Annotated in this window: 17 protein-coding genes; 3 read left to right on the top strand and 14 right to left on the bottom strand. The window is 68.4% G+C overall.

Features of this window, described 5'->3' with window-relative positions:
• Nucleotides 1-11: 11 nt before the first annotated feature.
• Together ACO0M4_RS29660 and ACO0M4_RS29665 are read right to left on the bottom strand one after the other, a co-directional pair.
• Nucleotides 12-581, bottom strand: a complete 570-nt coding sequence (locus tag ACO0M4_RS29660) for a GTP cyclohydrolase II (RefSeq protein ID WP_430375314.1) — start codon at nucleotides 579-581, stop codon at nucleotides 12-14.
• A 327-nt stretch (nucleotides 582-908) separates the two neighbouring features.
• Nucleotides 909-1,427: a transposase gene (locus ACO0M4_RS29665; RefSeq protein ID WP_430374161.1), complete on the bottom strand. Its 519-nt coding sequence runs from the start codon at nucleotides 1,425-1,427 to the stop codon at nucleotides 909-911.
• Between the two features lie 353 nt (nucleotides 1,428-1,780).
• Here ACO0M4_RS29665 and haaN point away from each other — a divergent pair, with 353 nt between their 5' ends.
• The 3 genes from haaN to ACO0M4_RS29680 all read left to right on the top strand — a co-directional run bounded on the left by haaN (nucleotide 1,781) and on the right by ACO0M4_RS29680 (nucleotide 3,894).
• Nucleotides 1,781-2,248 carry a cyclophane-containing RiPP N-acetyltransferase HaaN gene (gene haaN, locus ACO0M4_RS29670; RefSeq protein WP_430374162.1) on the top strand — a complete coding sequence of 156 codons (468 nt, stop codon included), beginning with the start codon at nucleotides 1,781-1,783 and terminating at the stop codon, nucleotides 2,246-2,248.
• 119 nt (nucleotides 2,249-2,367) lie between these two features.
• Nucleotides 2,368-3,006, top strand: coding sequence for a LysE family translocator (locus ACO0M4_RS29675; protein WP_390013378.1), 639 nt, complete (start codon nucleotides 2,368-2,370; stop codon nucleotides 3,004-3,006).
• A gap of 153 nt (nucleotides 3,007-3,159) precedes the next feature.
• Nucleotides 3,160-3,894, top strand: a complete 735-nt coding sequence (locus tag ACO0M4_RS29680; RefSeq protein WP_430374163.1) for a carbonic anhydrase — start codon at nucleotides 3,160-3,162, stop codon at nucleotides 3,892-3,894.
• A gap of 47 nt (nucleotides 3,895-3,941) precedes the next feature.
• Here ACO0M4_RS29680 and ACO0M4_RS29685 read toward each other — a convergent pair whose 3' ends face one another.
• The 12 genes from ACO0M4_RS29685 to ACO0M4_RS29740 all read right to left on the bottom strand — a co-directional run bounded on the left by ACO0M4_RS29685 (nucleotide 3,942) and on the right by ACO0M4_RS29740 (nucleotide 17,924).
• On the bottom strand, nucleotides 3,942-4,211 hold the full coding sequence (locus ACO0M4_RS29685; protein WP_430374164.1) for a hypothetical protein: 270 nt from the start codon (nucleotides 4,209-4,211) through the stop codon (nucleotides 3,942-3,944).
• A gap of 294 nt (nucleotides 4,212-4,505) precedes the next feature.
• Nucleotides 4,506-6,299 (bottom strand): carbamoyltransferase family protein, encoded by a 1,794-nt coding sequence (locus ACO0M4_RS29690; protein WP_430374165.1) that lies wholly within the window; start codon nucleotides 6,297-6,299, stop codon nucleotides 4,506-4,508.
• A gap of 243 nt (nucleotides 6,300-6,542) precedes the next feature.
• A complete protein-coding gene (locus ACO0M4_RS29695; RefSeq protein ID WP_430374166.1) occupies nucleotides 6,543-7,787 on the bottom strand; it encodes a class I SAM-dependent methyltransferase in 1,245 nt (414 codons plus the stop codon).
• Between the two features lie 86 nt (nucleotides 7,788-7,873).
• A complete protein-coding gene (locus ACO0M4_RS29700; protein ID WP_430374167.1) occupies nucleotides 7,874-8,650 on the bottom strand; it encodes a class I SAM-dependent methyltransferase in 777 nt (258 codons plus the stop codon).
• Between the two features lie 53 nt (nucleotides 8,651-8,703).
• Entirely contained in the window at nucleotides 8,704-9,699 is a 996-nt protein-coding gene (locus ACO0M4_RS29705; RefSeq protein WP_430374168.1) for an NAD-dependent epimerase/dehydratase family protein, read from the bottom strand.
• A 58-nt stretch (nucleotides 9,700-9,757) separates the two neighbouring features.
• The gene (rfbA, locus tag ACO0M4_RS29710; RefSeq protein ID WP_430374169.1) at nucleotides 9,758-10,675 is read right to left on the bottom strand and encodes a glucose-1-phosphate thymidylyltransferase RfbA; all 918 of its coding nucleotides are present in this window, start codon (nucleotides 10,673-10,675) and stop codon (nucleotides 9,758-9,760) included.
• Entirely contained in the window at nucleotides 10,672-11,313 is a 642-nt protein-coding gene (locus ACO0M4_RS29715; protein WP_430374170.1) for a dTDP-4-dehydrorhamnose 3,5-epimerase family protein, read from the bottom strand. The genes rfbA and ACO0M4_RS29715 overlap by 4 nt, the downstream gene beginning before the upstream one ends.
• Before the next feature lie 399 nt (nucleotides 11,314-11,712).
• Nucleotides 11,713-12,861: a nucleotide disphospho-sugar-binding domain-containing protein gene (locus ACO0M4_RS29720; RefSeq protein ID WP_430374171.1), complete on the bottom strand. Its 1,149-nt coding sequence runs from the start codon at nucleotides 12,859-12,861 to the stop codon at nucleotides 11,713-11,715.
• 95 nt (nucleotides 12,862-12,956) lie between these two features.
• Complete coding sequence (locus ACO0M4_RS29725; protein ID WP_430374172.1) at nucleotides 12,957-14,096, bottom strand: nucleotide disphospho-sugar-binding domain-containing protein; 1,140 nt, start codon at nucleotides 14,094-14,096, stop codon at nucleotides 12,957-12,959.
• Nucleotides 14,097-14,148: 52 nt separating this feature from the next.
• On the bottom strand, nucleotides 14,149-15,336 hold the full coding sequence (locus ACO0M4_RS29730; RefSeq protein WP_430374173.1) for a cytochrome P450: 1,188 nt from the start codon (nucleotides 15,334-15,336) through the stop codon (nucleotides 14,149-14,151).
• Nucleotides 15,337-15,400: 64 nt separating this feature from the next.
• A complete protein-coding gene (locus ACO0M4_RS29735; RefSeq protein WP_430374174.1) occupies nucleotides 15,401-16,585 on the bottom strand; it encodes a nucleotide disphospho-sugar-binding domain-containing protein in 1,185 nt (394 codons plus the stop codon).
• A 94-nt stretch (nucleotides 16,586-16,679) separates the two neighbouring features.
• A complete protein-coding gene (locus ACO0M4_RS29740) occupies nucleotides 16,680-17,924 on the bottom strand; it encodes a nucleotide disphospho-sugar-binding domain-containing protein (RefSeq protein WP_430374175.1) in 1,245 nt (414 codons plus the stop codon).
• Nucleotides 17,925-18,028 lie beyond the last annotated feature (104 nt).

Below are 18,028 nucleotides of genomic sequence, written 5' to 3' on the forward strand. Positions count from 1 at the left end.
CAGGCTCCTCGTCAGTCGATGTCGATGGAATGACCGGCGTGCATGACTTTTGCTTGGAGGTACTTGCGGTTCGCGTCGGTGACGTGGACGGCGGTGCGTCGCTGGCTGTGGACGGTGATGCCGCTGGCCTGCAACTGTCTGGTTTTTTCTGGGTTGTTGGAGAGGATTTCGATCTCTTTGAGGCCGATGGCGATGAGCATCTGTGCGGCTGAGGAGTAGGTGCGTTGGTCGTCGAGGAAGTTCAGTGCGCGGTTGGCTTCGAAGGTGTCCATGCCGGTGTCCTGGAGCGCGTAGGCATCGATCTTGTTGTACAGTCCGATGTCCCGGCCCTCCTGGCGGAGGTAGAGCAGGAGGCCGCCTTTTTCGTGCATCAGGGTCATGGCCTCGCGTAGTTGTGGTCCGCAGTCGCAGCGGGTGGAGCCCAGTACGTCGCCGGTCAGGCATTCCGAGTGGAGCCTGACGATCGGTACGGGTTGGGACAGGGCGTCGCCGAACACGACCATGAGGTGTTCGCGTCCGTCGTCGAGTCCGTCGAAGGTGATGACTTCGCTGAGTGCGAGCTTGCCGTCGGCTATTTTCAGCGGAATGCGCACCCGCGTGCGGACACGGGGAGGTTCCGGTTTTTTTCCGACTGATTGATCGAGTACCTGATTTTTTCTGAAGGGGTAGGAAGAACGGTTTTCCAATGACATCCCCGCCATCCGAAGTTGGCTTACGCGTCTTACCGGAACCGCTTTTTCCGCTACCTACTGCACATGCCGCAGGTCCTTGATCCGGGCGCCACACTTCCGCACGCCACATCGAGCCGTCAAGCCATTCTGCGCGTCTCATGTGGTGGTGGTTTTATTGCCGGGGCGTTGCTTTTTGGCTGGTGGTGGGCGGCGGTATAGGGGGTGGGTGGGATGTCGTTACCTGGGGAGGGGTGCAGGTGGTGGGCCGGTGTCCCGGTTCGTTCGGTGTCGGGTGTGGTGGCTTTCGGATCTGGGGCGTTGGGGAGCGTCTTGGGGTGGCCGGTGTGGTTCGGGCGGTTTTCGGTGGGCGCGGGTCGCTGCGGCGTGCACGATCATGGTCGCCCACTCCGCTTCGCCGCGGGTGGCGCATTGTTCCGAGGCGGCGTGATGAAGTCGGTGCCACAGATCCACTTCGGTCCACAAACAGAAGCGGCGGTGGGCGGTCGCGGGTGAGACGTCGAACGTCTTCGGCAGCTGCCGCCAGGCGCATCCGCTGGTTAATACGTACACCACCGCGGTGAAGACAACCCGTTCGTCACGCGGGGCTGTTCCGCCGCCTTGCGGACGGTGGGTGAACGGCGGTAATAGCGGGGCGACTATTTCCCATAGCCCGTCGGGAACAAGTCTCCGGGACAGGTCGCTATCCATGAGAGGGGATGGTGCCGCAAGCCGACGTCGCCACATGAGACACCTCATCGCCCATCGGCCTTCTGGCGTTGACGGACACGATCTTGTCGAGGCGGCGGCGCATTACCGCAATTACCGATCATGGGGCGGTTCACGGTGTTGTCCGGTGATTCTCGGCCGTGGTCATGGGGGTGATCGGCGAGCGGGCCCGCTGCCTACTCCGGCGTCCGTATCCGTGCGGCCCGCAGTGCGCATCTGTCCGACGGCCGGAATCCATTGGCGGGGAAGATCGGGGCAGTTGGCCGGGAAAGTGCGGTATTTGGCCGGGAAAGCCTGGGCGGCTCGTGTGGTGCCGTGTCGCCTCATTGTGATCGCGCGTTGGAGGGGATGAGTCCCAGGGAGAACAACGACGGGAGATGTTGATGAGCGTGACGATCCGCCCGGCCGGCACGGGGGACGTCAGGGCGGTGGCCGAACTGGTCGAGGAGATGGACCGGTTTTACGGGGAGGCCGAGGTGCAGCCGCTCCAGGAGCGACTGTCGCAGGTGACCCAAGCCCTCTTCGGCTCCCCGCCGTTGGCCTGTGCCCTCCTGGTCGAGGACGAGGACGGTGACCTCGTCGGGCTGGCCGCCTATGCGTTCTTGTGGCCCGCGGCGGGCTCCACGCACTCCTTGTTCCTCAAGGAGTTGTACGTCCGCGACACTTTTCGTCACCAGGGCATCGGGGCCCGGCTCATGAGCGAACTGCGTGTGTTGGCCGCCGCACGTCCTGGGTGCACGCGCATCGAGTGGATGACCGGCCGCGACAATCCCGGTGCGCGCGCCTTCTACCGGTCGCTGGGGTTCGCCGAGTTCGACGAGAAGATCGTTTATCGGATCGAGGTTCCCTGACGTCCAGCGGTGCGCTCGTGGGTGTCGGATCGCGGTCCGCTTGCGCTCTTCCGGTCGCCTTTCAGCCATGTGTGCAGAAAGCCTGAGGGGTAACCGGCCTGCGTGCTTACATGATCGGTATGTTGTCCACAGACCGTCTCTTGGCATTCTCGGCCATGTCGTTTCTCTTGATCGTGATCCCCGGTCCCAGTGTGCTATTCGTGATCGGGCGGGCCCTGGCGCAGGGGCGTCGCGCGGCGCTGACCACCGTCGCGGGAAATACGCTGGGGGCCTACCTTTTGGTGGTGGCCGTCGCGCTCGGGGTCGGGTCCGTCGTGGAGCGTTCCGCGATCGTGTTCACCACGCTCAAGCTCCTGGGCGCCGGATATCTGGTGTATCTCGGAATCAAGGCGGTGCGTCAGCGTGGGGCGTTGCAGGCTTCGTTCGCCGGTGAGGGGCCCACTTACGGCGGTCTGCGGACGTTGTGGGAGGGATTCGCGGTCGGTATCGCCAATCCGAAGACGATTGTGTTCTTCGCCGCGGTTCTGCCGCAATTCGTCGACCGTACTCAGGGGCACGTCGTGATGCAGATGCTGCTGCTGGGTTTGGTGTTCAACGTCATCGCGGTGATTTCCGACAGTGTGTGGGGGCTGGCCGCGTCCACCGCGCGGACCTGGTTTGCCCGTTCGCCGAAGCGTCTTTCCATGGTGGGTGGGGTGGGCGGCCTGTCGATGATCAGTCTCGGTGTCATCGTCGCCGCAACGGGCCACAGTGATTGAGCGTTTCGGGTCGTTCCCGAGCCGTTGCGTTGGGCCGTCGGTGGCAAAGTAGGCCGCGCCCGCCTGCGCCTACGGCCACCTTGCCCGCTCTGCGCTGAACAATTGCCCCGTCACGAGACGGATATGACGGAGTGTCAGCGAGGGGAACGGCCGATGGACGAGGCAGGACGACTGGATCGTAGGGCTCTGCTGGCCGGCGGGCTGGCCGGTGCCACGGTCGCGCTGACGGGGTGCTCCTCGACGCGCGCCGCGCCGGCGGCGACCACGGCCTTGGCGCGGGCGCGGCCGAGCACGCCGGCTGCGGCGTTCGCCAGGCTGGTGGAGGGCAACAAGCGGTGGGTCAGCGGCGCTCTGCACCATCCCGACCGGGATCCGAACCGGCGTCAGCTCGTGGCCCAGCAGCAGGAGCCGTTCGGGGCGGTGCTGTCGTGCATCGACTCTCGTGTGCCGCCCGAGTTGCTCTTCGACACCGGGCTGGGTGACCTCTATGTGATGCGCACCGGTGGTGAGGCGGTCGGCCCGGTGGTCACCGGTTCGGTGGAGTACGGGCCGATGACCAGTGGTACGCCGCTGATCGTGGTCCTGGGGCATCAGCGCTGCGGGGCTGTCGAGGCGGCCCACAAGTCCCTGCGTGGTGGCACGCCGCTGCCGGGCAATCTGCAGGCGATCGTCAAGGCCCTGAGGCCGGCGTACGAGCAGGCGGTCCGCAAGGGCGGTGCCGACCCGGTCGACACCATGGCCCGCGCCCAGGTCACGTTGACCGCGACCGCGTTGCGTTCCAACCAGGATCTCGCCCCCTTGGTGAGGAGGGGCGCGCTTGCCGTGGTCGGTGCCTACTACTCGCTCGACACCGGCGTGGTGGAAGTCCTGGACGGCGCGCCGTCGTAGAAGGGGTTGCCGTCTGCTCGCGTGTGCGGGTGGGGGCCGGTGGTGGGTCAGATGTCGTGGGTGCGTGGTGAGGTGAGGGGGAAGCGGCGGATCACGTAGGCGAGGGGTAGGGCCAGGAGTGCTACCGCTGCGACGGTGCTCAAGATGATGAGGGTCGGGTTGATCCAGGCGGGGACGATTTCCACGCCGCTGCAGATCGTGCTGAAGGGGAAGTGGCTGGAGGACTCGGGGAAGGTCCTGGAGCCCATGCGGGCCAGGCAGGTCTTGTCGGGGAAGAGTCCTGGCGAGTACGCCCCGTCGGCGTAGCCGAAGGTCAAGAAGGCGGCGCTGGAAGCTGCCAGGCAACCGAGCGCCCAGGGTTTGGGGCTGGCCAGGCGGGGCCGGTCGCCTTCGCGGAGTCGGTGTCTGGCGTGCTGGCCCAGTCCGCAAAGGGTCGCTATCAGCACAATGAGCGCAGGCAGGCCAAAGAAGACAAGAAGCATGCGTCATGGTCGCATGTCCGGCGCGGTGGCGGCGCGGTGGTGGCGTCGTTGTGGGGCGTGGGTGGCCTGGTGGGTGGTGCGGGCATGAAAAAAACGGCCCGCCAAGGTGGCGGGCCGTTGGGTGGGTGGTCAGCGTTTGGTGACCAGGAAGTTGCCGATGACCAGGTGGTCGATGTCGGTGCCCAGGAAGCACTCGATGGCGTCCTTGGGGGCGCAGACGATGGGTTCGCCGGCGACGTTGAAGGAGGTGTTGACCAGGCAGGGTACGCCGGTGCGGGTGGTGAAGGCGCGGAGCAGGCGGGCCAGGAGGGGGTTGCTGTGGTCGGTGACGGTCTGGATGCGTGAGGTGGCGTCGACGTGGGTGGCTGCGGCGATCTTGTCCTGGTAGGCGGGGCGGACGGGGAAGACGAAGGTCATGTAGGGCGAGCGGTGCTTCTTGCCCATGTCGAAGACGGTGGGGGCGTCTTCTTCGAGGACCAGGGGGGCGAAGGGGCGGAAGGGTTCGCGGTGCTTGACCCGGTTGTTGATGGTGTCCTTCATGTCCGGGTAGGAGGGGTTGGCGAGGATGCTGCGGTTGCCCAGGGCCCGTGGGCCGTATTCGGTGCGGCCTTGGAACCAGCCGATGACGGTCTTGCCGGACAGTAGTTCGGCGGTCTTCTCCACGATCTGGTCGGTGGGGAGTTCTTCCCAGGTGAGGGTGGAGGTGTAGGCGTCAAGCGCGGTGCGGATCTGTTCGGTGTCGTATTCCGGGCCGAGGTAGGGGGATTTTGTGGGGGTCAGGGGCTCGGCGTGGGTGTGGGCGACGTGGGCGGCGGCGCCGATGGAGACGCCGGGGTCGCTGGCGCCGAAGCTGACTTCGAGGCGTTCGAAGGGCAGGTCTTGCAGGAGTTTGGTGTTGTTGACGCAGTTGAGGGCCAGGCCGCCTTCGAAGATCAGGTCGCGCAGGTCGGTGGCGGCGGCCAGGGCGCGCAGTTGGTGGGCGGTGACGACTTCGATCATCTGTTGGGCGGCGGTGGCCAGGCGGACGCGGAAGTCGAAGGTTTCGCGGTTGTCGTCGTGGCCGTCGAAGAGCTTGTCGAGTAGTTCGGCGTAGGCGCGGGGGCCGCGTCGGTCGTGGGCCAGGGCCAGGGAGTAGCGGCCGTCTTCTTCGAGGGTGACGACGTTGCCCAGGAGGGGGTTGTCTTCGGGTGCGGGGGGTGTGCCGAAGCCGGCCAGGCCCATGACCTTGTATTCGTCGTTGTTGGGGACGAAGCCGAGGTAGCGGGTGATTTCGCCGAAGAGTTGGGCGATGGAGTTGCCGAAGTCGATGGTGAAGCGGTCGAAGACTTCGACCTGGCCGTTGCGGATCTCGCCCATGATGGCGCTGTCGCGTTCGGCCTGGCCGTCGTTGATGAGGAAGGCGGCGTCGCTCAGGCCGGAGAAGGTGCGGCCGCAGGCCAGGTGGGCGCGGTGGTGGGGGACGGTGACCAGCTTGTGGTCGGGCAGGGCGTAGCCGGTGTGGCGGGTGAAGTCTTCGATGAGTGCGGTGCGGCCCAGTGCTCCGAGGTAGAGCTCGCCGAAGGTGGTCAGGACGGTGAGTTTTTCTTCGGCGGTCAGTGGGGCGCCTGCGACGGCGGTGACGGTGGTGTCGGCGTAGGTGTTGTCGTGGTTCCAGCCGAAGGCGAACTGGTCGACGTCGTCGTAGGTCAGGCCGGCCTGTTCCAGGCACCAGCGGATGGCGTTGAGGGGGAAGGCGCTGGTTTTCTTGTTGCGGTTGAGGCGTTCTTCCTCGACGGCGGCGACCAGTTCGCCGTCGATGATCAGGGCGGCGGCGGCGTCGTGGCCGATGAGGTTGTGTCGGTCGACGCCGTCGGGGGCGTGGCCGTAGAGCCGGGCGAAGAGGTCGGCGACCTGTGAGAAGCCGTTGTAGCCCAGGATGATCATCGGGATTCCTCCGTGGATGCCCCCGGTGCTGTTGCCGGGAGGGGCAGTTCGAACTCCTGCGGGCAGGCGAGGCGACGTCGTTCCGTGCGGTGCGGAACGACGTCGACCTTGACTGTGGGGCAGTGGCGAGTGGGTGGGGTGGTGCCGGGTTTTTCCGGTGCCACGGTGACCGGGACGGTGTGTCGCGAAGGACCCTGGCCTTGGGCTGAGGTGTCGGCCGGCCGGCCCGACCTGGGTGGTGGGTTACTTTCCGCGGCGGGGCAGTGCGGTCAACTCCGGGAGGGGGAAGATGAGTTGGCCGCCGGCGGTCATGAAGTCGGCTTCGCGCTCCAGGAATCCCTCGCGGTAGATCCAGGGCAGGACCAGGAGTTGGTCGGGGCGGTGGGACTTGGCCTGTTCTTCGGAGACGATGGGGATGGTGGTGCCGGGGGTGAAGGCGCCGGCCTTCTCGGGGCTGACCTCGCCGATGCAGGGCAGGTCTTCCTCGGTGAGGCCGCAGAACTGGAGGATGACGTTGCCCTTGGTGGAGGCGCCGTAGCCCAGGGTGAGCTTGCCGTCCTTGCGGGACTGGGCGAGGAAGTCCCGCAGCTGGTCGCGGGCGGCGTGGGAGCGCTTGGCGAATGCCTCGAACGGGGCCATGGTGGCCAGTCCCAGTTCCGCTTCGTGGGCGCGGATGCGGGCCAGGGCCGTCTCCTGCACGCGGTGTCGGCTGTCGCGGCGGGCGAGGGTGATGCTGATGCTGCCGCCGTAGACGGCGGTGAGTTCGGCGCGGATGACCTTCAGGCCGACGCGGTGGGCCATCCATTCGATCTGCTGGAGTGCGTAGTACTCCAGGTGTTCGTGGCAGACCACGTCGTAGGCGGTGGCCTCCAGCATCGCCGGCAGGTAGCTCTGTTCCATCAGCCACACGCCGTCGTCGTCGAGGATGTCGTGGACGTCCTGCATGAACTCCAGGGGCCGCGGCAGGTCGTAGAACATGGCGATGGAGGTGACGATCTTGGCGCGGCGGGAGCCGAAGCGTTCCTGGAACAGCTGGCGGGAGAAGAAGTCGGGGATGAGGTCGATGTGGGCGGGGTAGTACGAGCGGAACTTCTCGCCGGTGGGGTCGATGCCGACCAGGGTGGGGCCGCTTGCGTAGCCGCGCAGGAGGGTGGAGTCGTTGCTGCCGATGTCCAGGATGAGGTCCCCGGTGGTGGGGTGGACCAGTTCGGTGAGCTGGGCGACCTTGCCGTGCAGGTGGTTGATCATGAACTCGCGGATGCCGGAGCGGTAGCCGTAGCCCTCGCCGTACATCAAGGAGAAGTCGGCGGTGTGGCGCAGCTGGACCAGGCCGCAGCCTGCGGGTGAGCATTTGACGAGCTCAAGGGGGACCTGGGGAACGTGTTCCTCCCGGCTGCGGGGGAAGACGCCGGTGAGGGCCTGTGGGCCCAGATCCAGCACGGGCAGCAGTTCGCTGTTGCCGCAGGCGCGGCAGGTGTCGATGGGCATGGGTTCTCCAAGTCGAGCTCGGCCGGCGACGGGCGACCGGTCGGGGTTCCGGGGCGCTGGGTGGGTGTGGGACGTGGGGGGTGGGGTTAGTCCTCGCCCCAGACCAGGTAGATGATCGGGGACTCGCGGTGGGGCAGTTGGTGGAGTTTGACGCTGCCCAGTTCCAGGAATTCGTTGAGTGCCTTGGTCTCGCCGGGCCACTTGGGGTGGGCGAGTTCGTCGAAGGCGATGATGCTGCCCTTGGTCAGGTGCGGGCGGATGGCGTGCAGGGTTTCCAGGGAGGGTTCGTAGAGGTCGAGGTCGATGTAGGCGAGGGCGACGATCGTCTCGGGGTTCTCGGCCAGGTACTGGGGGACGGTTTTGCGGACGTCGCCTTGGACGACGAAGCTGCGCTGGGTGTGTCCGTAGGGTTCGTTGGCTTCGTGTGCGGCCAGGACGGCGCGCAGGTGGTCGACTTCGTCGGCGGGGACGGCGAAGCGGCCTTCGACGGCGCTGGGGGTGGCGCGGTCGACGTCGGCGATGTCGGGGAAGCCGGTGAAGGTGTCGAAGCCCACGACGCGGCGTAGGGAGTTGTAGGGCTCGTAGATGCTGCGCAGGGCGGTGAAGGCGGCGAGGTGGCGGCCGTGCAGGACGCCGAATTCCATGATGATGCCGGGGACGTCGACGATCTTGCGGTAGAGGGCGTCCATCGCCAGGAGGTCGGCGAGCTGGGGGCGGCGCAGGTAGACGGGGAGGTTGTCGATCAGGTACTCGGGCGGGATGGGGGTGTGGGCGAGGAGGTCGGTCAGGCGCAGGCGGGAGTCGCGTTCCTGCTCGGACTCGTGCGGTACGACGCGCGGGTCCTTGTAGGGGGTGTCGGTCATGGTGGTCCTTTCGGTGGTGGGCGTTGGTGTGGGGGTGGTGGGGGTGGTGGGGGTCAGCGGCTGGTCCGGCCGGCGTCCCAGAGGTCTTGGAGGGTCTGTTGGAGGGGGATGCGCGGTTGCCAGTGCAGGAGGATGCGGGCGCGGCGGATGTCGGCCTGGATCCAGTTGGCGCCCAGGCTGTGGACGGGGCCTTGGTCTTCGTTGATGGCGGTGGGGGGGAGGTGGGCGGCGGCCAGGAGGTGGGTGACCAGTTCCCGCATGGGGACGGCGACGCCGCTGCCGATGTTGAAGACCCGTTTGGTCAGGGGGCGTCTGGCGGCTTGGACGGCGGCTTCGGCGACGTCGCGGACGTCGACCCAGTCGCGCATGGCGGGGGCGACGTTGAGGGTGAGGGGGGCGCCGGTGTGGGCGGCGGCGCGCAGTTGGGGCAGGAGTTTGCCGGGGAAGCTGGCCGGTGTCGGGTAGGGGCCGACGGTGTTGACCAGGCGGAGTACGGCGGCGTCGAGGGTGCCGGTGTGGGCGGCGGCCAGGACGGCTTGTGAGCCGGCGAGTTTGGCGCGGGCGTAGGCGTTGGTGGGGCGGGGGGTGCGGTCTTCGTTGAGGGGGACGCCGGGGTCGCCGGGGCCGTACTCGTGGATGGTGCCGATGTGGACCAGGCGGGGTGGTTTGGGGCACTGCTGGAGGGCCTGGATCAGGGTGTGGGCCAGGCCGGCGTTGGCGGCCAGGAGTTCGGTGGCGCGTTGTTCGCCGCCGTCGGCGGCGCTGGTGACGTCGGTGGCGCCGGCCATGTCGGTGGCGTTGACCACGACGTGAGCGCCGGTGCTGGTCAGGAGGTGGGTGAGGGCGTCGGTGGGGGCGGTGAGCAGGTCCAGGGGGTGGAAGGCGTGGGGGGCGAGGTGGGGGGCGGGGGTGCGGCCCACGACGGTGACGCGGTAGCCGTGTTGGGCGAAGGCTGCGCAGATGTGCCGTCCGATGCAGCCGCTGCCGCCCAGGACGACGACGCCGGGGGCTTCGGGGTCCGGTGGCGGGGACGGTGAGCGGTCGTGCATGGGTCCTCCGAGGGTGGGAGAGGAAGGGCGGGAGCGGTGGCGGTGGGGGTTGTGGTGGTCAGGCGGTGCGGGGGTAGGAGGTGGCGCCGACGGTGCGGGACAGGGCTCCGCCTTCCTCGGCGAGGTTGACCAGGTAGTCCCCGTAGTCGGTGCCGGCTCGCTCCCGGCCCAGGTGGTGGCACTGTTCGGCGGTGATGTAGCCCATGAGGTAGGCGACTTCTTCGACGCAGCCGATGCGGATGCCTTGGCGCTGTTCGAGCATCTGCACGTACTGGCCGGCTTCCAGGAGGGAGTCGTGGGTGCCCATGTCGAGCCAGACGAAGCCGCGGCCCAGTTCGGCCAGGTGGGCGCGGCCCTGCTCCAGGTAGGCCTTGTTGATGTCGGTGATCTCTAGTTCGCCGCGGTCGGAGGGGATGAGGTCCTGGGCCAGTTGGACGACGGTGTGGTCGTACATGTACAGGCCGGTGACGGCGATGTTGGAGCGGGGTTGGTGGGGCTTTTCGGCCAGGGCGGTCAGGCGGCGGTCGGCGTCGAGTTCGGCGACGCCGTAGCGCCAGGGGTCCTTGACGGGGTAGCCGAACAGGGCGCAGCCGTCGAGGTGGGTGGCGGTGGTGCGCAGCAGGTCGGAGAAGCCGTGGCCGTGGAAGATGTTGTCGCCCAGGATGAGGGCCACGTCGTCGGTGCCGATGTGGTCGGCGCCGATGAGGAAGGCTTCGGCGATGCCGTTGGGTTCTTTTTGTTCGGCGTATTCCAGTGTCAGGCCGAGGTGGGAGCCGTCGCCGAGCAGGCTGCGGAAGCTTTCCGCGTGGGCGGGTGAGGAGATGATCAGGATCTCTTGGATGCCGGCGAGCATGAGGACCGACAGGGGGTAGTAGACCATCGGTTTGTTGTAGACGGGCAGGATCTGCTTGGAGACCACTGTGGTCAGGGGGCGCAGGCGGGTTCCGCTGCCGCCGGCCAGCAAGATGCCCTTCATGCCCGGGTCCCGGTGAGGTCGTGCTGTGCCTGGGTGGGGGTGCCCAGGCGGGCTTCGAGTTCCTGGCAGAGCTGGTAGTTGGGGAGCAGGCCGCGGTCGGCGGCTTGGGCGAGGGTGAGGGCGGCGCTGTCGCGTTCGGAGAGGATCGGGTCGATGTCGTCGGGCAGGGGCAGGGCCAGGGCGGGGTCGAGGGGGGAGATGGCCAGTTCCTGTTCGGCGATGTAGGGCGCGGAGGTCAGGTAGGCCATGACGGTGTGGTCGGTCAGGGCGATGAAGGCGTGGCCGACGCCGACGGGCAGGTACACCGAGCGGAAGCCTGTTTGGTCCAGGAGGACCGCGTCCCAGGTGCCGTAGGTGGGTGAGCCTTGGCGGATGTCGACGACGATGTCCAGGGAGCGGCCGCTGGCGCAGTAGACGTACTTGGCGGCGCCCGGTGGTGCGACGGTGTAGTGGATGCCGCGGACGACGCCGCGTCGGGAGACGCTGTGGTTGCTTTGGGCGACGGAGAACAGTGGTCCGCCCTTGGCGGTTTGGAAGGTCTGCTGTTGGAACGGTGCGACGAAGACCCCGCGGTCGTCGGAGAACGTCTGCGAGGTGAATTCGAATGCGCCTTGCACGGCGAGTTTGCGCGCTTGCAATGTGTCCCTCCGGATTACGGGATGGGGGCTTTGAAGCCCTGATGCATGCGGTGTACGGCCCCGGGGGCGCGCTGCGGTGGCGTGGCAGTGCCGGTGGTGGGTGCGCGGGGGTGGGCCGGGGCGGGGCGGGGTGGGTGTCCGTCGCGGCCGGCCGGCGCGGTGCTGGGCACTGCGCGGTGCGGTATTCGGTGATGAGCGTGGAATACCGCGAACGCTAGGAAATCTATCTTCGGGGGCGTACGGGGTCAACGGCGTTGTTTTCAGGGAATTCCCAGGCCGGTGTCAGGGGAATGTCAGCCGGTGTCAGAGGAATGTCAAAGGAGTGTCGGGTGGTGTCGGGAGTGGGGTTGGTCGGGGTGGTTGGTCGGGGTGGGTGGGTGGTTGGTTGGTCGGGGTGGTCTAGTGGTGGGTGAGGTCTTCTAGGGCGTGGACGGTGTCGGCCGGTGTGGGCATGGCCTGGATCTCTTCGCGGAGGGCTTGGGCGCGCTTGTGGTAGGTGTCGTCGGTCAGGGCCTGGTGGCAGGCTTGGCCGAGGCGCTGGGGGGTGTCGTCGCCGGTGGGCAGGGTCAGGGCGGCGCCGTAGTCGGCCAGGGTGCGGGCGGCGCCGGCGAGCATTTCGGCGCCGGGCACGATGACTTGGGGGGTGCCGGCGCGCATGCCGGTCAGGCTGGTCACGCCGCCGCCGTGGTGGACGAGCAGGTCGCAGGTGGGGGCGACGATGTCCAGGGGGACCCAGCCGGCGTGGACGTTGTCGTGCTGGGCCTGGAGGTCGGGGGCCAGGGCGTCGGGGGCGGCGATGAGGATGTCGGCGTCCAGTGGGGTGAGTTCGGCGATGGCGCGGGTGAGGAATTCGTAGAGGCGGTGGCGGGCGTCGCGGGTGACTTGGCTGCCGGCGGTCAGGCAGATGCGGGGGCGGCGGGTGCGGGTGTACATCCACGGCTTCAGGGGGCGGTGTTGGTTGCCCAGGACGAACTGTAGGGGGGTGGCGGGGGCGGCTTGGTGGGGGCGCAGGCTGGGTGGGCACACGTCGAGGAACAGGTCCGGTTCGGGGAGTTGGGTTAGTCCCAACTCGGCGAGTTCGGGCTGGAGTTCTTCGTTGGCGCCGGGGTGGATGTGGCGGGCGTCGATGGCGTCCCAGGCTTGGCGGACGTAGGGGATGCCCAGGTGGGCGGCCAGGAGGGCGGCGGCGTAGGTGGTGGTGCCGCCCACGATCAGGTCCGGGCGCCACTGCTGGGTGAAGTGGCGCAGGGGGGCAAGGCTTGCGGCGGCCAGGCGGCCGAACCAGCGGCCGGTGAAGTTGCCTTGTTCGGCCAGGGGTTTGCCCAGGGGTGAGTCCACTGGGTGGCCTGCGCGGTCTTGGGTGGTGAAGTGTTGGATGGGCAGGTCGGTGGTGGAGATCGCCGGGAGCGCCGAGGCGTTGATGACGGGCAGGAGGTCGGCGTTGCCGGCCATGAAGACTTCGTGGCCGGCTCCGCGGGCGGCGGTGGCCAGGGGGGCCAGGGCGAAGACGGTGGCCGGCCCGCCGCCGGTGATGAACAGGATTTTCATCGGTCCTTCTTCACGGTCGTTGCGTGGGTGCGTGGGTGCGTGGTGGGTGGGGCCGGGGGTGGTGGTGTCCACTCCCCCGGCCCCGGGTGGGTGGTTCAGCGGGCGGCGAGGTTTTCCAGTACGTCGACGACGTCGGCCGGGGTGGGCATGGCGGTGATCTCGCGGCCCAGGTCGTGGGAGCGGTCGGTGTAGGTGGGGTCTTCAAGGAGTGCGTCCAGGGCCTTGCTGACGCTGTCGGGGTCCACTTCGTGGGGCAGGAGGCTGCGGGCGGCGCCGTAGTGGGCGACCAGGCGGGCGGCCTCGCGGACCTTGGCTTCCTGGGGTAGGAGGAGTTGGGGGACGCCGGCGAGGGAGGCGGTCAGTCCGGTCAGGCCGCCGGCGTGGTGGACGATGAGGTCGCAGGTGGGCATCAGGACGTCCAGGGGGATCCAGCCGGCGCGGACGTGGGGGAACTGGGCGTTGAGTTCGTCGGCGACTTCCCTAGGGGCGGGGATGACGATCTCGGTGTCCAGTGCGGTCAGGCGTTGGACCATGCTGCGGATGAGGTGGAAGTTGTTGCTGGTGGTGGCCATGCTGCCGCCGGTCACGCATACCCTGCGCCGGGTGGGGCGGGTGTACATCCATGGTTGGAGGGGGCGTTGGGTGTTGAGGGGGATCCAGCGGATTTGTTGGGCGGGGGCGGCGTCGGCGGGGCGGATGGCTGGCGGGCAGTTGTCGATGAGCAGGTCGGGCAGGGTCAGTCGGTCCAGGCCCAACTGGGCTAGTTCGGGGGCGAGTTCGTCTTCGCTGCCGGTGTGGATGCCCAGGGTGTCCAGGGCGGTCCAGGTGTGGCGTATCCAGGGGATGGCGAATTCGCGGGCCAGGAGGGCTGCGGCGTAGGCGTGCGGGCCGCCGATGATGGCGTCGGGGCGCCAGGCGGTGGCTACTTCGCGTAGGCGGATGAGGCTGTGTGCGGCCAGGCGTCCGAACCAGCGGCCGGTGTATTGGATGAAGTCGGGGTGGTCGACGTCGTCGGGGACGTGTTCGGGTTCGCCGTTGCGGCGGGTGGCCTTGATGGCGGTGAGGTCGGTGGTGGTGGCGGCGAGGGCGGGCAGGCCGACGCCGGTGATCACCGAGGTGAGTTCCTTGGGTGCGGACATGAACACCTGGTGGCCGGCGTTGCGGGCGGCGGTGGCCAGGGGGGCGAGGGCGAAGATGTTGGAGGGGGTGGGGCCGGCGACAAAGAGCAGCTTCATGGGTGGTGGTTTCCTTCGGGGCGCCGCGGTGTGGGTGGGCTGCGGTGGCCGTTTAGGTGAGCAGGTGCAGGGACTCCACGCCCATCACGTTGGCGCCGGGCATGAAGACGGGGGCCTGGTCGGGGTCGCAGCGCAGTGCGGGGAAGCGGTCGAAGAGGATGTCCAGGGCGATGAAGCCCTCCAGTCGGGCCAGGGGGGCGCCCATGCAGAAGTGGGAGCCGCGGCCGAAGGACAGGTGCGGGTTGTTGCCGCGGTCCAGGTCGAAGGTGTTCGGGTCGCGGAACTGGCCGAGGTCGCGGCTGGCGGCGGCGGTTTGGACCATGACGACCTGGAGGGCGGGGATCTCGACGTCGCCGATCGTCGCGGGCTTGCTGGTGACCCGGCGTAGGGCTGCCAGGGGGGCGAACAGGCGCAGGGATTCCTCGATGGCGGCGGGGATGCGGCTGCGGTCCTTGCGGACGGTTTGCATGGCTGTGGGGTGGGCGTCCAGGCACAAGATGGTGTTGCCCAGCAGCATGGTGGTGGTGATGTGGCCGGCCACCAGCAGGACGAAGGCGAAGTTGACGACCTCGGGGGTGGAGAGGCGTTCGCCGTCGACTTCGGCCTGGACGAGTTTGGTGAGCAGGTCCTCGCGGGGGTCGGTGATGCGCTGCTCGACGTGTTCGCGCAGGTAGGTGGAGAGGTTGTTGATCTGGACGAAGGTCTCTTCGCGCTGCTTGCGTAGTTCTTCGGTGTCTTCGCCGGTGGAGAAGCTCTGGTTGTTCTCCAGCAGCTTGCTGACCCATTCCCGGAACATGTGGCGGTCGCTGGCGGGGATGCCCAGGAGTTCGGCGATGACGATGACGGGCAGGGGGTGGGCGAGGATCTCGACGAGGTCGAAGGGGTCGCCGGGCTTGACCTGTTCGAGGAGTTCGTGGGTGATGGCCTTGATGCGGGGTTCGAGGGCGGCGACCACGCCGCGGGTGAACACCCCGCTGACGATCTTGCGCATCTTGGTGTGTTCGGGCGGGTCCATCGTGGTGAGGTTGCCGGGGAAGATCTGCCGTTTGCCTTCGGGGGCCAGGATGCTCAGGTCGGAGGAGAAGGTCTCCGCGTCGCCGAGGACTTGGAGGCACTCGGCGTATCCGTAGACGTTCCACAGTCCCTTCTTCTCGTCGTAGCAGACCTTGCCGGGGGGCAGTTCGCCCCGCATCCAGAACTGGTCCTCGTGGAAGGTCCACTGCGTGCTGGGGTTCGTCACGGTCGTTCCTTTCGGTCCGGGGCGCTGGGGGTGGTGCTTGGGGGTGAGGGGTGGGTGGGGTGGGTCATCGGTGGTGGTGTCCGGCGAGGTGTTCGAGGGTGCGGACACTCTGGGCGGGGGTGGGCATGCGCTCCATGTCGTGGCGCAGTTCCGTGGCCGCCTGTGCGTAGTGGGGGTCGGTGAGCAGGTCGGTGAGGGACTGGCGCAGTTGGTGGGGGTCGTCCTGGGCGGCGACGGTGTCCAAGGTGATGCCGGCGCCGGTGGCGGCCAGTCGGTCGCCGTGGGCGAAGCAGTCGGCCATCTGGGGTAGGGCGAGTTGGGGCAGTCCGTGCAGGGTGGCGGTCATGGTGGTGGCGGAGCCGCCGTGGGTGACGATCGCGTCGCAGGAGTCGAGGATGAGGTGGAGCGGGAAGGGGTCGACCATGCGGACGGTGGTGGGCACGGGGCCGATCTGCTGGCGGTGGTCGGCGCCGATGGTGGCGATCAGTTCGATGTCGGGGAGGTCGCCCAGGGCGTGCAGGAGGGTGCGGGTGAAGGGGATGCCGTTGTAGGCGAGGGTGCGTCGGCCCAGGGAGATCACGACGCGGTGGGGGCCGGTGCGGGGCTGGCCCCATTGGGCGCGGAGCCAGTCGGGGGCGGTGCCGCTGCCGTTGAAGGGCACGTAGCGCAGGGGGGTGTGGCCGGTGAGGTCGGGCAGTTGGAGGGCGGTGGGGCAGGGGTCCAGGACGGCGGCGGGGTCGGGCAGGGTCTCGATCCCCAATGCCTGGCAGGTTGCTTTGAGTTCTTGGCGGGCGGCGGGCAGGCGGGGGGTGCCGATCGGGTCGACGCCCCAGCGGTGGTGGACGGCCGGGACGCCCAGGGCGGCGCCGGTGATCAGGGCGCTGTAGTTGAGGGGGTCGGAGAGGATCAGGTCGGGGCGGTAGGCGCGGGCGAAGTCGAGGTAGGTGCCGGCCATGTCCTTGGCGTGTTCGATCCATACGCCGCCGAAGCCGCCCTTCATGCGGGGGTCGGCGCGGGGGCGGGATTCCAGGGGGCGTTTGCCGGGGGCCAGGGCGCGCAGGACCAGTTCTTCGGTGCGGAACCAGTTGCCCAGGCTCACGAAGTTCAGCCCTGCGGTGCGGGCGGACTCGGCGCTGTCGGGTTGGCCCAGGACCAGGACGTCGTGGCCGGCGGCGCGCAGGGCCCAGGCCACGGGGACCAGGGGTGGCAGGTGGCTGGGGTCGGGGGTGGTCATCACCAGGACACGCATCGGGTTCTCCTTGTGGCCTTCTTCGGCCGTGGTGGGCCGGGTCCCGGGCCGGTGGGGTCGTGGGGGCCGGTGGCGCGGGCCGGGGCCGGGTTGGTCAGTGCGCGAGGGCGGTGAGGGTGTCGAGGAGTTCGGCCGGGGTGGGCAGGGTCGTCATTTCCTGGCGCAGTTGGGTTGCGGTGCGGCGGTGGACGGGGTCGTCCAGGAGGCGGCGGACGGCGGCCCGGATGGCGTGCGGGTCGGCGTGTGCGTTGGGCAGTGACTGGGCGGCGTGGATGCCGGCGAGGCGGTCGGCGATCACTTCCTGGTCGGATCCGGCGTGGATGGCCAGTTGCGGTATGCCGGCGGCCAGGGCGGTCATGGTGCAGCCGGCGCCGCCGTGGTGGATCACCGCGTCGCAGGCGGGCAGCAGCAGGTGCAGGGGGGTCCGTTCCAGCAGGCGTACGCCCGGTGGCAGCGGGCCGGATTGCGTGATGCGTTCGCGGTCGGCGCCGGTGAGGGTCAGCAGGACCTCGACGTCCAGGTCGGCGAGGGCTTCGATGATGCGCGGCACGGCGAAGGAGGCCGGTCCGTATACGCCGCTGACGGAGGTCCCCCACACCACGCAGATGCGGGGCTTGGTGCCGTGGTAGCTGGCCGGGGCGGGTGGGACGGCGCCGGGGCCGTTGTAGGGGATGTGGCGTATGGGGATGCGGTGGGCGCTAAGGGGTGGGTGGGCGGTGGGGGGTGAGGGGTCGATGACGTGCTCGTAGACCTCTGGTCCCATCTGTCCTGCGTGGTGGCGGGCGAAGGCGTTGCTGGGGTCCATGGGGACGAAGCTGGCGCCGGGTGGGGCGCCGGGGACGTCGTCCTGGGGGCCGATGGGTCCCCACAGGTGGAGCAGGGCGGGGATGTTCAGGGCTCGTCCTACCAGGGGGCCTTCCAGGCTCATCAGGTCGTTGAGGACCAGGTGGGGTTGCCACCAGCGGGCGAAGTCGACGGCTGCGTCGCAGCTGCGGGCGGTGACGTTGATGGCCCAGTCGTGGTTCTCCTTGGACCAGGTGTCCATGTCGAACTCATCGAGGGAGGTGAGTTGTTCGCCGGTCAGGGGGTGGGGGGGCAGGCCGGTGAAGGCCCAGGTGCCGGCGCGTGCCTTGCGGTAGTTGTGGAGCCTGCCCCGTACGGTCATGTCCATCGCTTCGAGGACGGGGACGGGCATCAGTCCGGCGTGGGTGATCGGTTCCGTCTGGCAGGGGGTGCACAGGACTTTGACCTCGTGGCCGGCTGCTTGCAGGGCCCAGCCCAGGGGCACCATGGAGAACCAGTGCCCGGGCCAGTTGGACACCGAGAACACAACGCGCATCGCGTTCCTTTCGCATGATCGTGCGGGGTCGCCGCCGGTGGCGGTGGCGGCGGGCGGACGTAGACTCGGGCCTGGCCGCTTGCCCGCCTTGCGGGGGTAAGTGG

This window comes from Streptomyces sp. RGM 3693, assembly GCF_050471125.1.
GTDB lineage: Bacteria > Actinomycetota > Actinomycetes > Streptomycetales > Streptomycetaceae > Streptomyces.